Origin of the sequence: Granulosicoccus antarcticus IMCC3135, assembly GCF_002215215.1 — a bacterium.
Lineage (GTDB): Bacteria > Pseudomonadota > Gammaproteobacteria > Granulosicoccales > Granulosicoccaceae > Granulosicoccus > Granulosicoccus antarcticus.
In genome coordinates this window covers 2,327,543-2,340,782 of record NZ_CP018632.1, presented here as the reverse complement: position 1 = coordinate 2,340,782, position 13,240 = coordinate 2,327,543, and the positions used below count along the sequence as shown (strand labels likewise).

Sequence of the window (13,240 nt, the reverse complement as noted above, 5' to 3'; positions counted from 1 at the left end):
CTCTACTTACTGATAACAGTTACACATACCATATGGAACTCAGTCGTCTATGTATTACCATAGAGTGTTCGGCGAAAATTATCCTGACCGGATTTTATGCGTTCTGCGGATTTTCTGACCTCTCAGTCAAACTCGGGTGCGATGTGGAGCAAGATGTCGACCACCAAATACAAATCAATGGAGTCGAAATCCTCACGATTGCAAAGATTTATATTCAATCAGACTAATTGATCCAATAATCCGCACGATCATAAGGATTTGTTGCCTGATCATCAAATTTAGTTCAATATCCTCACATACGTGAGGATTTTATGAAAATAGACATCGACAATGCAGCTGCTATTGGTAACGTAGTTCGCGCAAGCCGTAAGTCACAGAAAATCAGACAGGATGATGCGGCAGGTAGCATGGGCGTCAGCGAAAACTTTCTGGGCAAAGTCGAGCGTGGTAGCGATGCCGTTCAATGGGGGAAGCTCTTTCAAGTACTTGATGGCCTCGGGATCCGAGTCACGGTGGATATCCCTGATAGTGTTGGTCCCTATTTGAATGGGCTTTCAAATAGTCAGAACAAACCTTGAAAAGTAGATCCTTGTGCGCTTCGATCAATCAGGCGGAAGTAGGCACGCTGCGGGAGGTTGATGGACTTTGGAGTTTCCAATATTCACAAGCGTGGCTGAACAACCCTTTGGGTTACGCGCTTAGCCCTAGCCTTCCACTGGCAACAGGCCCCCTGTTGGACGGCGCAAGTCAGCGTCCGGTACAGTGGTATTTTGACAATCTACTACCGGAAGAAGGGCAGAGAACTCTACTCTCCGCAGATGCCAGGCTCGATTCGGCAGACGCGTTCGGTCTGCTGGCCTTCTACGGTGCGGAGTCAGCAGGCTCTGTGACATTGCTGCCGCCGGATGTCGGACCACAGACAGTCGAACACTTGCGCCCCTTAGCGGAAGAGGCTCTTGAAGCACGTATCCGGCAACTACCAAAGATCCCGTTGACACAATCAGCCATCAAGCGCATGTCGCTTGCTGGAGCACAGCACAAATTGGCCATCGTCATGAAAGACGGGGAACTGTTTGAGCCCGCGGGTGCTACACCGTCTACCCACATACTAAAACCTGACCACCCGGATGTGGACTACTGCCATTCAGTACTCAATGAATGGTTTGTGATGCGTCTCGCCAAACGCCTGGGTCTCGATGTGCCTGATGTCAACTACCGGTACATTCCATCACCGATATTTCTAATCGATCGTTTCGATCGGGCTGCCAGCTCTCAGGGATGGCAACGCCTGCATGCGATTGATGCCTGTCAGTTGTTGGGTCTGGACCGTACTTTTAAATACAGCCAAGGAAGCATGGAGAGCCTGTCGTTACTTTCAGAAAAGTGTCGAAGCCCGGCAGTTTCACGCACTAGACTCTTTAGTTGGCTAGTGTTCAATGTGCTTGTCGGAAATAGTGACGCCCATCTGAAAAATCTGAGTTTCATGGTTTCTCATGAAGGTATTCAGCTAGCACCATTCTACGATCTGCTGAGCGTTGCAAATTATGACACTCGTGCCTTTGATAGCAACGGCTGGCCAACGAAAACTTTACTCGCTTGGCCAATTCTGGGTGTGCATCATTTTTCGGACGTTAACCGCACACTCCTCCTTGAAGCAGCCACTGCGCTGAATCTATCCAAAGGAACAGCGCAGCGCTTGCTGGAAAAACTACGCAATCGCATCACTCCGGAAGCACTGACTCTCTACGACGAGATTGCATCTGAAAATGCTCGTATTTCAAAGGTACAACCGGATCTGTCCGCCACCCTGACAGGTGAGCTGCGTTTCCTCCGGTCGATAATCTACACTATAATCAATGAAATGGTAACGCGGCTTGGCTAGTCGGTCCATGAGATCGAGCTACCGTTACAGTCCGGTGGCAAGGCAGGCTTACCAAACACATGCCCTGGCAGTGCCCCTGTCTTACCCACAATCCAAATCTTGAACATCATCATCGTGGGATCACATAGTGAGCGCGAGTTATCTAATACTCAATCTCAAACGGCAATCGGCGCTGCTATCGATGGTTGCGCCTCATAACCTTCCAACGTGAAATCATCGAACGTGAAGGCGAACAAATCGCGCACTTCGGGATTTATCCTCATGACAGGCAAAGGACCAGGAGCTCGCGCAAGCTGTGTATGAACCTGATCGAAATGATTGCTGTAGATATGCGCGTCACCCAGCGTATGCACGAAATCACCCAGTTTCAGATCACACACCTGTGCCACCATCATGGTCAAAAGGGCATAACTTGCAGTATTGAAAGGGACGCCTAAAAACACGTCTGCAGAGCGCTGAAGGAGTTGGCAGCTGAGCTTACCATCGGCCACGTAGAACTGAAAAAGCGCATGGCACGGTGGCAACTTCATGTTGTTGATCTCAGCGACATTCCAGGCGCTGACGATGTGACGACGTGAATCCGGGTTGGTCTTGATCTGTTCAAGCACCTGACTGATCTGATCGATATGGCCACCATCTGGTGTTGGCCAGCTACGCCATTGACTGCCATAGACAGGGCCCAGATCACCATTCTCATCCGCCCACTCATCCCAGATGCGCACACCATTCTGCTTCAGATACGCAATATTGGTATCGCCTGCCAGAAACCACAGCAGCTCGTGAATGATCGATTTGAGATGTAGCTTCTTGGTGGTGAGTACCGGAAAACCTGCATTCAGATCAAAGCGCATCTGATAACCGAACACCGAGCGTGTCCCGGTGCCGGTTCGGTCTTCCTTGTCTGTTCCGTTGTCAACAATATGCTGCAACAGGTCAAGATAGGTTTGCATGGAATTGTCTACAGTTCGATCAGGCAGTACGAGACTGAGACTGATAAGCGGAGTAAAGCAGGTAGGCACCTATCAGTATCATCGGGAAGGACAACAACTGCCCCATCGTCAACCAACCGAAGGCGATGAAACCCAGGTCCTGATCAGGCTGCCTGACGAATTCGATGAAGAAGCGGTAGACGCCGTAACAGACTGCAAACATGCCCGACACCGCTTTCTTGGGCCGTGGTGTAGATGAGAACCACCAGACAATGGCGAACAGCAGAATGCCCTCACAGAAGAACTGATACAGCTGATTGGGGTGCCGAGGGTCAGGACCGCCATTGGGGAAAACCATGCCCCAAGGCACATCCGTGACTCGCCCGAACAGCTCGCCATTGATGAAGTTGCCGATGCGACCGGCTCCCAGACCAATGGGAAATGCCGGTGCAAAAAAATCGGCTACCTGGAAAAAAATTCGCTTCGTATGGCGCGCATATAGCCAGAATGCAACGATGACACCGATGAACCCACCGTGAAAGGACATGCCACGCCATCCCAGCTCACTGAATGGATTGATGGCATCCAATGGTCGAGTAAGCAGAATGTCAGTCTGGTAGAACAGCAGAGATCCGAGCTTGCCTCCGACAACCACACCCAGAACAATGTAGAAAACAGCATCGCCGATTTCCTCAGGATCCCAACCGGACCCGGGTTTTCTGGCCCGGTGTGTGGCTAGCCACCAGCCCGCCAGAAACGCGACCAGATAGGTGATGCCATACCAATGTACGGTTAATGGCCCGAGCGAAAACGCGACGGGGTCGATATCAGGGTATTGCAGCATCCGGAGAATTGATCCAAGCGACGTTCAAAGGGCAATCAAGCCGTAAAGTATAGCGTCCCTACGGCTTGCCAATAATGACATCCAGTCATCAAGCCATCACCCTCAAACGAGTCGGGCGATACTGCCAGTCAGATAGAGTGTTTCAGGCATGGCGATATTCACCGGGTGATCCGCACCTTGCTGCAACGGCGCCAGCACCTGCAATCCCAGACTGCCCTTGGGCATGCTCAGACGCATCTGCTGCTGTAAATCTTCATGACTGAGCGCCTGCGAACAGGACGCACTAACGATGATTCCACCTGGATTGAGCAATCTCATTGCCAGGCGATTATTCAGCGCATAGTGACGCAAGCCTGCATCTCTGTCCTTGCGACGCTTGATAAAGGCGGGCGGATCCAGCACAACAACATCAAACCGCTCCCCTGCTTCAAACAAGCTGCGCATGGCTTCGATGGCATCGTCACAACGGAATTCAACCTTGTCCTGCAAACCGTTAAGCTTCGCATTGGCCGTAGCCGCATCGACCGCTGTCTGTGAAGCATCGATACCCACAACTTCTGAGGCACCAGCCGCAGCAGCGTTCAAGGCAAATCCACCAAGATAGGTGTAGACGTCCAGCACCCGGCGCTCTTTCACCCAGGGAGCCAGAGCAGCACGGCTGTCGCGATGATCATAGAACCAGCCGGTTTTCTGACCTAGTTCTGCAGGCACTTCAAACAACAGATTGTTTTCACGAATCTGCAGAACCTCAACAGGTTCACCCAACGCCCACTCACGGTAGTCTGGCAAGTGTTCGAGTTTGCGCACAGAGGCATCGTTGCGCAGATAAATGGCCGTAGCGCCCGCAATTGATTGCAGCGCATCGACGATATCGTCGCGGAATCGCTCCATACCAGCAGTGGTGATCTGCACGACCATGACATCGCCGTAGCGATCGACCACAAGACCCGGCAGGAAGTCACCTTCGCTATACACCAATCGGTAGTAGGGATCCGGATACAGATACTCACGCAGGGACAAAGCCTGTTGCAAGCGGGCACGCAGAACAGTGGCGTTGAATGGTTCACGCGCCTCTCGACTGGTTACACGGGCAGCAATCAGGGAATGGGGATTGACATAGGCGTGGGCAAGGAACTTGCCGTTGGCCGATTCAATGGTGACAGCAGCGCCTGGGTCAAGACCCTTGAGCGGTGTCTGTTCTATATCTATTTCGTTGGAAAAAATCCAACCATGTCCGGCCAGGACACGGCGTTCTTCACGCTTTTTGAGTCTGAGTGCAGTCACGCGGTCGGCATGCCTCCGCTGTAAGGGCACTGTTCAGGAACAGAGCAAATAGTTAATGCCGACGGAACGGCACAGGAGTTTTTATTGTTCGAGAGCCGCAAGAACCTGGTCTTCCAGTTCCCCACGAATCGCTATGATTTCGCCCAATCGGGACAGATCTCCCGCGAGCATGTCTACATCTTCATCGGTGCCTTCAAAGGCATCGTACTTATCATTGAAGTCCACTAGATAATCAGTGGTTTCCGCAATGGCAGGATACACCTCTGCAGCGACGTCTTTAACAGCCCGTCTGCGTTCCTTGCCTTCGATTATACGCTGATAAACCTCGAAGTGCCCCATTGCGGTGTAGTCCACCATGATTTGGCAAAAACGTCGCAGCTGGTCTGCTTCTACGTCGTGAGATTCTTCGTCTCTTGCGGAAAATGAGCTTACGCCAGATAACTGGCAGTAACTGACGATAACTTCCTGGCGTAACTTGACCAGTGACTCAATCGTATTGTGAAGACGCTCGCGACGGTCGACGCCTGAGGGTGTGGCCACGTTGTTTGCTTCAGCGTTAACTGTCGACATGTGAATCTCCGGCGCGGACGATAAAATGACAAAAGACGGGCAGATATGATGTCATCAAACTAAAGCAAGGATGCTGCCATTAGCGTGGCAATTTAACCATAAAGGTTGCAATATTACCGAGAAAACGGAAGTTCCGAGTTAGTTACTGATGATCATAAATAAATGATAAATAGAACATTTCAAGATTGTACAAACGACTAATCAAAAACTAGTCGCCACCCTCTTCATCCCAATGCACAACGTAGCGGAAATACTCAGCCACCGGGATATTATTTTCAGAGACGCACTGCCCGGCAACACCAATTCCTGCCTCCACAACACTCTCTGAACGACCACTGATCAAGGGATGCCAGCTTTCCAGTGGATCACCCACTGCCAACTTGCGATAAGCACAACTAACAGGTAACCACCTGATCTTTTCAGCCGTTATCGGTCGAACCGCCAGGCAATCGGGCACTTTCTGGAAACGGCCGGCGTAATCCTTGCACCGACCTGTCTGCGTATTCAACTGTCGGCAGGAGATCCGGGTAAACCAGACCTCTTCCGTGTCCTCATCTTCCAGCTTTTGCAGGCAGCATCGACCACAACGATCGCACAATGACTCCCATTGCTCATCGCTCATGTCATCAAGCGACAGATCTTCCCAGAATGGTCGATCGCCTTTACTCACTGCTTTGCAGACGCTTCTTCGTGATATCGCACAACACGCTCTACCTCGTCAGCTGAGCCCATGATCACAGGCACACGCTGGTGCAGCGAGGTGGGCTCTATATCGAGAATGCGCTGCGTGCCGGTATGTGCCAGACCACCTGCCTGCTCGATCAGCATACCCATCGGGTTGGCCTCGTACAGCAGACGCAATTTACCCTCTTTGCCAGCAGCTTCCAGCTTGGCATCCATCGGATACATGAAAATGCCACCACGACAAAGGATTCGATGAATATCACCAACCATTGCACCGGCCCAACGCATGTTGAAATTACGTTCGCGAGGACCATCAACACCGGCATTGCACTCTTCTACATAACGCTTTTCTGGTGCCAGCCAATGACGAGAATAAGAAGAGTTGATGGCGTACTCACTGGTTTCTTTTGGCACCTTGATATCCGGATGCGTCAGGATGAACTCACCCACACTATTGTCAAGCGTGAACCCTGCCACGCCATGCCCAGTCGTAATGACCAGCATGCTGGCCGAGCTATACAGGCAATATCCGGCGCAGACCTGCTTGTTACCTGCCTGCAGAAAGTCAGCATCCGTTGGCGCAGACGAATCAGTATGCCGGGTGATGGAAAAAATGGTGCCCGTAGCGCCGTTGACATCGATATTGCTGGAGCCGTCCAGCGGATCGAATGCCAGCAGATAGTCACCCCGTGGGTAGCGACCGGGAATCGGGTAGTGTTCGTCCATTTCCTCGGACGCAATAGCGGCCAGCAAACCTGAACGCTCCATCGACTCGATGAAAACCTCATTGGCAATGATGTCGAGTTTTTTCTGCTCTTCACCCTGAACATTTTCCTGCCCTGCAGCACCCAGCACACCGGCCAGCTCACCCAACCGAACCAGATTGGAAAGGCGCTTGCAGGCAGTTGCCACATCATTCAGCAACGCTGTGAATGCGCCGCGCGAATTGTTCTGTGCGCGGCCCTGTTCAATAATGTACTGCGTCAGTGTCGTGCCTAGCTCGCTCATCAGATTTCCACCATGTCAAAGTCGTTTTTAGCTGCCCCACAATCTGGACAGCTCCAAGTCAAAGGTACATCGTCCCACACTGTGCCGGGGGCAATACCGTCATCTGGCCAACCTTCTGCCTCGTCATACAGAAGGCCACACACACGGCAAAGGTATTTCTTGTAAATCACTTACGAGTGACCTCACCACGATCCAGATACAGGTATTGTCTCATTTACCCACCTGACATGCCGTAATATGCATGTATCGAATTTCGCATGAACGCAACACCGGAGTCCACCGTGTCAGCCAGTACTACGCCTGCATCATCCAACGCCGCCCAGCAACTTTTCGAACGCGCACAGAAAGTCATCCCCGGTGGCGTCAATTCGCCGGTACGCGCATTCGGCAGTGTCGGCGGAACACCACGCTTCATTGCCAGCGCCAGTGGCGCCCATATAACCGATTCGGAGGGCAAGCGTTATATTGACTATGTCGGCTCTTGGGGCCCCATGCTGCTGGGTCATGCACATCCTGAAGTAATCGAAGCAGTGCAACTAGCGGCGGTGAACGGCCTCAGCTTTGGCGCACCCACCGAACTGGAAGTGCAGATGGCCGAACTTATCTGCAGCATTGTGCCCTCCATTGAGTCTGTACGCATGTGCAGTTCTGGCACTGAGGCCACCATGAGCGCCATCCGGCTGGCTCGCGGTTTCACCGGTCGCGATGACATTCTGAAGTTCGAAGGCTGCTACCACGGTCATTCTGACTCGTTGCTGGTCAAAGCAGGCTCTGGTGCCCTGACTCTGGGCGTGCCCAGCTCTCCGGGTATTCCTGCCGACTTTGCCAAACACACACTGACGCTGCCATTCAACGATGAAGAAGCACTGCGAAAGCTGTTTGCCGAACGCGGCGACTCCATCGCCTGCATCATCGTCGAACCCATCGCCGGCAACATGAACTTCATAGAGCCCAATGCCGGCTACCTGCAGGCCATGCGCGAACTATGCACTCAGCATGGCACCCTGCTTATCTTCGATGAAGTCATGACAGGCTTTCGGGTATCACTGGGTGGTGCGCAAGAGCACTACGGCATCAAACCCGATTTAACAACGCTGGGCAAGGTTATCGGCGGTGGCATGCCGGTCGGCGCATTTGGTGGTCGGCGCGATATCATGCAACAAATCGCCCCTGTCGGTCCCGTCTACCAGGCAGGCACATTATCCGGCAATCCAATCGCCATGTGCGCGGGCATCAAGACACTGCAACTACTGCAAAAGCCCGGGTTTCACAGCGAATTGCACGCAAAAACCGGGCGTTTGCTCAGCGGCCTGAAAGCGGCAGCCGACGAGGCAGGCATCCCGCTGTGCGTCGCACATGCCGGTGGCATGTTCGGCTTTTTCTTCAGCAGTGCAGATAAAGTCACCAGTTTTGATGAAGTCATGGCCTGCAACGCCGAGCACTTCAAACAGTTCTTTCACGGCATGCTCGATGCTGGCGTCTATCTTGCCCCATCGGCCTTTGAGGCAGGTTTCTCCAGCGCAGCTCACAGCGAAGAGGACATTCAGCAAACCATCGACATTGCCCGGAAAGTTTTTCTGGACATGGCGGCTGCCTGAACAGCTTCGCGATTTCGAGCCATGGATAAGAGTTTGATCAAGGAGCAATTCTGATGACGGGTCGTTGCATTGCCATGTGGTCCGGACCACGCAATATATCCACCGCCATGATGCGTGCCTGGGAAAACCGGGATGACACCATGGTTGTGGACGAACCGTTCTACGCCCATTTTCTGCAATCCACCGGGCTGGATCACCCTATGCGAGAGCAGGTGATCAGCACCGGTGAAACCGATTGGCAGCGTGTCGTCCAGTCATTGGTCAAACGACCCGAGACAGGTATTTTCTATCAGAAACATATCGCGACCCATTGGCTCGACCATTTCTCGACCGACTGGCTGGATGAGCTCGATCATATATTCCTGATACGCGAACCTGAACCGGTTGTCGCCTCCTATGCCGTCAAACGAGAAGGTCTGACGGCCAGCGACCTGGGATATGCGCAGCAAGCCCATTTGTTCGAGCTTCTGACAAGTCGCACCGGCAGCTGCCCTGTCGTTCTGGACAGCAAACAATTTCTGGAAAATCCCGAAGCACAACTGCGCAGTTTGTGCGAGCAACTGGGAATCGGCTTTCAGCAAGGCATGCTGACATGGCCTGCTGGAGCAAGACTCAGCGATGGCATCTGGGGGCAGCATTGGTATGACGCTGTGAATCGCAGCACCGGCTTCGCACCTGCCCGTGTCTCCAGCCCGGTTCTGGACGAGCAGCAATCAGCTATTGCCGATGCCTGTCGCCCCCACTATGAAATGCTTCGGGCACATGCCATTCAAACGAGCTGACTGACGCCCCTGGCCTGGACTATTCATGAATGATCCAGACCAGGGCCCGAGCGATAACGCCAGGCCCGAGGACATAAATCAAAAATAGAGCTTCACACCCAGGCTCACGGCTGACACACCTGAATAGGATCCCTCATCTCTGAGGTAACGCACATAGTCTGCTGAAAGATCCATTCTCCTGGTGATTTCCGTTTCCAGGCCGAAGCCGTAGGAAAACCCGGAACGCTCATCGATAAAATCACGGGCTTTGTTGGATTGCGTGAATTCGACTGAAGAGTAGCCTGCCAGGCCGAACAAGGCGCTGCGCCGCCCCACAGGCAAATGGCCCTTCAGAAAGGCACCCATGTAGTAAGCCTTGAATTTATCTGCCACGAATGTTTCTGAATCCTGGCCGCCGCCAAAATGTATTTCGGCATCCAGTAAATGGGCGATTGGCATACCCAGGCGCAGACGAAAACCGCGAGGATTCAGGTCATCATCCAGGCTGTTCTGGACGCCTATCGAACTACCATCCAATCCTACGTAGCCGATGGCAAAAGCGTTATTACTACCAAAGATGACCGGCAACAAGGCAACAGCAAGTAGTGCGCGGCTTGACATGATTTTTTGAAATAAAGGCATTGAGGTAAATCCCATGCATTGCAGAAGCATCAGCCTAATTGCTTCTGGCTTAACCGGTTCTGAACGAACCGGTTAAGCACCGCCAATTTCTCTTGCATGTTCAGGACTCAGCCTATTGCAGGATGAGCCATTCTCTCTCAATCCTCTTCGGACTGGTAACTACTGAGCGGTGGACAGGAGCAGATCAGATGCTTGTCGCCGTAGACATTGTCGATTCGCTGCACCGGTGGCCAGTACTTGTTTGCGGACTGCTCGCTGCCTGCCGGGAATACAGCTTCAGCTCTTGTATAGGGATGTGTCCACTCATCAGCCGTCAACTGCTCTGCTGTGTGCGGGGCGTTGATCAGTGGATTGTCTTCAGCGGACCACTTGCCCTCCTTGACCTTCAGAGCCTCGGCGTGGATCTGTAACATGGCATCACAAAATCGGTCGATCTCAACCAGCGATTCGCTTTCGGTCGGTTCAACCATCAAGGTGCCAGCAACGGGAAATGACATGGTCGGCGCGTGAAAGCCATAGTCCATCAAACGCTTTGCGATGTCATCAACGCTGATGCCCGTTTCGCTTTTCAGCGGCCGCGTATCGAGTATGCATTCATGCGCCACAAAACCATCTTCACCGCGATAAAGAATCGGATACACCGTCGATAGTCGCGCGGCAATGTAGTTGGCATTGAGAATGGCCACTTCAGTCGCATGCAGCAAGCCTGCCGGCCCCATCATGCGTATATACATCCAGGTAATGGGCAATATCATGGCACTGCCGTAAGGCGCAGCACTGACAGCACCCGCCTTGTTATCCAGTGTCGCATGGCCCGGCAACCAGGGCTTCAGGTGTTCACCCACACCGATAGGCCCGACTCCCGGACCGCCACCACCGTGTGGAATGCAAAAAGTCTTGTGCAGGTTCAGATGCGATACATCCCCGCCGAACTTGCCAGGCTGGGCCGTGCCCACCATGGCATTGAGATTGGCACCGTCGATGTAGACCTGAGCCCCTGCCGCATGAACACGCTCACAGACATCGGTGACGCCCGACTCGAACACACCATGGGTTGAGGGATAGGTAATCATGATGGCTGCAACCTTGTCGGCGTGCTTGTCCAGCTTGGCTTGCAGATCACTGATATCCACGTTACCGGCCGCATCACACTTGACCACAACCACCTGCATGCCGACCATCTGCGCACTGGCAGGATTAGTGCCGTGAGCCGAACTGGGAATCAGGCAGACAGTCCGCTGATGATCACCACGGCTTTCATGATAGGCACGAATAGCCAGCAGACCGGCGTACTCTCCCTGACTACCCGCATTAGGCTGCAGCGACACCGCGTCATAGCCCGTACAGGCGCAAAGCATGGCTTCCAGCTGAGCAATCATTTCACGATAGCCCTCGGTCTGTGACTGCGGGGCAAACGGATGGATGCGAGTAAATCCCGGCCATGAAACGGGCATCATCTCGGCAGCCGCATTGAGCTTCATGGTGCAGGAACCCAGCGGAATCATGGCTTGATCCAGAGCGATATCTTTCGAGGCCAGACGCCGCAGATAACGCATCATCTCTGTTTCTGACTGGAAATCGTTGAAGCAGGCTTGCGACAGAAAGCTTACGGGTCGATCGCTTGCATCATCACGCTGCCGGACTTCCAGCTTGCTGGCTTTGCCAGCCATTGAATCCAGGGACACTTGAACAATGAGGGAAGCTATTTCCAGTACCTGTTCACGACTTGTGGTTTCATCAAACGCCAGACTCAGCTGCGCCTCGCCAGACAGGCGGGCGTTGTAACCGGCCTGCTCCAGTCGTTGCAGACAAGCCGCACCGTCTGTCACCACGACACTCAGCGTATCAAACCAGTCTTGATTGCTGACAACCAGCCCGCTATCACGCAGCAGTGCAGCCATCATATCGGCATGAGCACGTACACGACTTGCAATGCGCTTTAGTCCCTGCGGACCGTGATAGCACGCATAGAGCGTTGCCATAATGGCGAGCAAAGCCTGCGCCGTGCAGATATTGGACGTCGCCTTTTCACGACGTATATGCTGCTCACGCGTTTGCAGCGCGAGACGGTAGGCAGGCTTGCCATCTATCGTTCGAGACTGCCCAACCAACCGGCCCGGCAAATTACGTTTATAGGCATCAGTTGTGGCCATGAAAGCGGCATGCGGGCCACCAAATCCCATGGGCACACCAAAGCGCTGAGCACTGCCGACCACGATATCCGCACCCCACTCTCCGGGCGGTGATAGTAGTGTCAATGCCAACAGATCAGCAGCTGCGATAACCAGAGCACCCGCCTCTTTGGCGGCCGCCACAGCCGTTGTCGGCACAACAGCCTCACCGGTTGTACCAGGGTATTGCACGAGAATCGCAAAGACATCGTCAGCGGTTGAATTGACAAGCTCACTCATGTCGGCCACGGCAACCGTTTGCACAACGATTCCCAGTGGTTCGGCGCGTGTGCGCATGACATCCAGCGTTTGCGGATGACAATCACTGGCAGCAATGATGGTGTTGCGCTTACCACGTAATCCGCGATGAGCCATGCTCATGGCTTCTGCTGCGGCTGTCGCCTCGTCCAGCAAGGAGGCGTTGGCGATCGGCATGGCGCACAGTTCGGCAATCAGTGTCTGGAAGTTGAACAGCACTTCCAGACGCCCTTGGGCGATCTCGGGCTGGTACGGCGTATAGGCCGTATACCAGGCCGGGTTTTCAAACACGTTGCGTGCAATGACTGCCGGTGTGTGGCAATCATGGTATCCCTGCCCGATCAGACTAGTCAGAATCTGGTTTTTTTCTGACAGAGCCTGCAGCTCCGCCAGTGCCTGAGGCTCATCGATGCCTGTAGCCAGAGCCAGCGACTCGTGCTGGTGAATTCCGTCCGGTATGACCTTGGCGATCAGACCGGACAGACTGGACTCACCAATCGTTGCCAGCATGTGAGCGATATCCTCTTCTCGAGGACCGATGTGTCGGTTTGCAAACTGCATTGCGACAGAATCCTTGTGCTCAGTCATACCGGCGATTTTCTCAGTAGG

The 13,240-nt window shown here is 53.4% G+C and carries 13 protein-coding genes; 4 read left to right on the top strand and 9 right to left on the bottom strand.

The genetic code is table 11. The features are described 5' to 3' along the window. The first annotated feature begins 311 nt into the window (after nucleotides 1-311). Both IMCC3135_RS10185 and IMCC3135_RS10180 read left to right on the top strand, forming a co-directional pair. The gene (locus IMCC3135_RS10185) at nucleotides 312-578 is read left to right on the top strand and encodes a helix-turn-helix domain-containing protein (protein ID WP_088917504.1); all 267 of its coding nucleotides are present in this window, start codon (nucleotides 312-314) and stop codon (nucleotides 576-578) included. Further along, nucleotides 575-1,882: a HipA domain-containing protein gene (locus tag IMCC3135_RS10180; RefSeq protein WP_088917503.1), complete on the top strand. Its 1,308-nt coding sequence runs from the start codon at nucleotides 575-577 to the stop codon at nucleotides 1,880-1,882. Before IMCC3135_RS10185 ends, IMCC3135_RS10180 begins: the two co-directional genes overlap by 4 nt. Nucleotides 1,883-2,037: 155 nt before the next feature. Here the strand turns inward: IMCC3135_RS10180 and IMCC3135_RS10175 are convergent, their stop codons facing one another. The 7 genes from IMCC3135_RS10175 to IMCC3135_RS10145 all read right to left on the bottom strand — a co-directional run bounded on the left by IMCC3135_RS10175 (nucleotide 2,038) and on the right by IMCC3135_RS10145 (nucleotide 7,371). Continuing rightward, nucleotides 2,038-2,832 (bottom strand): thymidylate synthase, encoded by a 795-nt coding sequence (locus tag IMCC3135_RS10175; protein ID WP_088917502.1) that lies wholly within the window; start codon nucleotides 2,830-2,832, stop codon nucleotides 2,038-2,040. A 19-nt stretch (nucleotides 2,833-2,851) separates the two neighbouring features. After that, nucleotides 2,852-3,655: a prolipoprotein diacylglyceryl transferase gene (lgt, locus tag IMCC3135_RS10170; protein WP_088917501.1), complete on the bottom strand. Its 804-nt coding sequence runs from the start codon at nucleotides 3,653-3,655 to the stop codon at nucleotides 2,852-2,854. 102 nt (nucleotides 3,656-3,757) lie between these two features. Further along, on the bottom strand, nucleotides 3,758-4,939 hold the full coding sequence (locus IMCC3135_RS10165) for a class I SAM-dependent rRNA methyltransferase (protein ID WP_088917500.1): 1,182 nt from the start codon (nucleotides 4,937-4,939) through the stop codon (nucleotides 3,758-3,760). Nucleotides 4,940-5,020: 81 nt separating this feature from the next. After that, nucleotides 5,021-5,509, bottom strand: a complete 489-nt coding sequence (locus tag IMCC3135_RS10160; protein ID WP_088917499.1) for a sigma D regulator — start codon at nucleotides 5,507-5,509, stop codon at nucleotides 5,021-5,023. A 208-nt stretch (nucleotides 5,510-5,717) separates the two neighbouring features. Beyond that, nucleotides 5,718-6,179, bottom strand: coding sequence for a YcgN family cysteine cluster protein (locus IMCC3135_RS10155; RefSeq protein WP_088917498.1), 462 nt, complete (start codon nucleotides 6,177-6,179; stop codon nucleotides 5,718-5,720). Further along, complete coding sequence (locus IMCC3135_RS10150; RefSeq protein WP_088917497.1) at nucleotides 6,176-7,201, bottom strand: class 1 fructose-bisphosphatase; 1,026 nt, start codon at nucleotides 7,199-7,201, stop codon at nucleotides 6,176-6,178. The genes IMCC3135_RS10155 and IMCC3135_RS10150 overlap by 4 nt, the downstream gene beginning before the upstream one ends. After that, nucleotides 7,201-7,371: a rubredoxin gene (locus IMCC3135_RS10145; protein WP_088917496.1), complete on the bottom strand. Its 171-nt coding sequence runs from the start codon at nucleotides 7,369-7,371 to the stop codon at nucleotides 7,201-7,203. The genes IMCC3135_RS10150 and IMCC3135_RS10145 overlap by 1 nt, the downstream gene beginning before the upstream one ends. 111 nt (nucleotides 7,372-7,482) lie before the next feature. On the opposite strand from IMCC3135_RS10145, the gene hemL reads away from it, so the two are divergent. Together hemL and IMCC3135_RS10135 are read left to right on the top strand one after the other, a co-directional pair. After that, nucleotides 7,483-8,799 (top strand): glutamate-1-semialdehyde 2,1-aminomutase, encoded by a 1,317-nt coding sequence (hemL, locus tag IMCC3135_RS10140; protein WP_236994763.1) that lies wholly within the window; start codon nucleotides 7,483-7,485, stop codon nucleotides 8,797-8,799. A 53-nt stretch (nucleotides 8,800-8,852) separates the two neighbouring features. Beyond that, complete coding sequence (locus IMCC3135_RS10135; RefSeq protein ID WP_088917494.1) at nucleotides 8,853-9,581, top strand: sulfotransferase-like domain-containing protein; 729 nt, start codon at nucleotides 8,853-8,855, stop codon at nucleotides 9,579-9,581. 78 nt (nucleotides 9,582-9,659) lie between these two features. Here the strand turns inward: IMCC3135_RS10135 and IMCC3135_RS10130 are convergent, their stop codons facing one another. Both IMCC3135_RS10130 and gcvP read right to left on the bottom strand, forming a co-directional pair. Then, entirely contained in the window at nucleotides 9,660-10,202 is a 543-nt protein-coding gene (locus tag IMCC3135_RS10130) for a porin family protein (RefSeq protein WP_157735901.1), read from the bottom strand. Between the two features lie 137 nt (nucleotides 10,203-10,339). Next, the gene (gene gcvP / locus IMCC3135_RS10125; protein ID WP_088917492.1) at nucleotides 10,340-13,219 is read right to left on the bottom strand and encodes an aminomethyl-transferring glycine dehydrogenase; all 2,880 of its coding nucleotides are present in this window, start codon (nucleotides 13,217-13,219) and stop codon (nucleotides 10,340-10,342) included. Nucleotides 13,220-13,240 lie beyond the last annotated feature (21 nt).

Coding starts and splice junctions, on each gene's coding strand:
- IMCC3135_RS10135 (WP_088917494.1), top strand. CDS start 8,853: ATGACGGGTCGTTGCATTGCCATGTGGTCCGGACCACGCAATATATCC.
- IMCC3135_RS10150 (WP_088917497.1), bottom strand. CDS start 7,201: ATGAGCGAGCTAGGCACGACACTGACGCAGTACATTATTGAACAGGGC.
- IMCC3135_RS10160 (WP_088917499.1), bottom strand. CDS start 5,509: ATGTCGACAGTTAACGCTGAAGCAAACAACGTGGCCACACCCTCAGGC.
- gcvP (WP_088917492.1), bottom strand. CDS start 13,219: ATGACTGAGCACAAGGATTCTGTCGCAATGCAGTTTGCAAACCGACAC.
- lgt (WP_088917501.1), bottom strand. CDS start 3,655: ATGCTGCAATACCCTGATATCGACCCCGTCGCGTTTTCGCTCGGGCCA.
- IMCC3135_RS10175 (WP_088917502.1), bottom strand. CDS start 2,832: ATGCAAACCTATCTTGACCTGTTGCAGCATATTGTTGACAACGGAACA.
- IMCC3135_RS10130 (WP_157735901.1), bottom strand. CDS start 10,202: ATGCCTTTATTTCAAAAAATCATGTCAAGCCGCGCACTACTTGCTGTT.
- IMCC3135_RS10185 (WP_088917504.1), top strand. CDS start 312: ATGAAAATAGACATCGACAATGCAGCTGCTATTGGTAACGTAGTTCGC.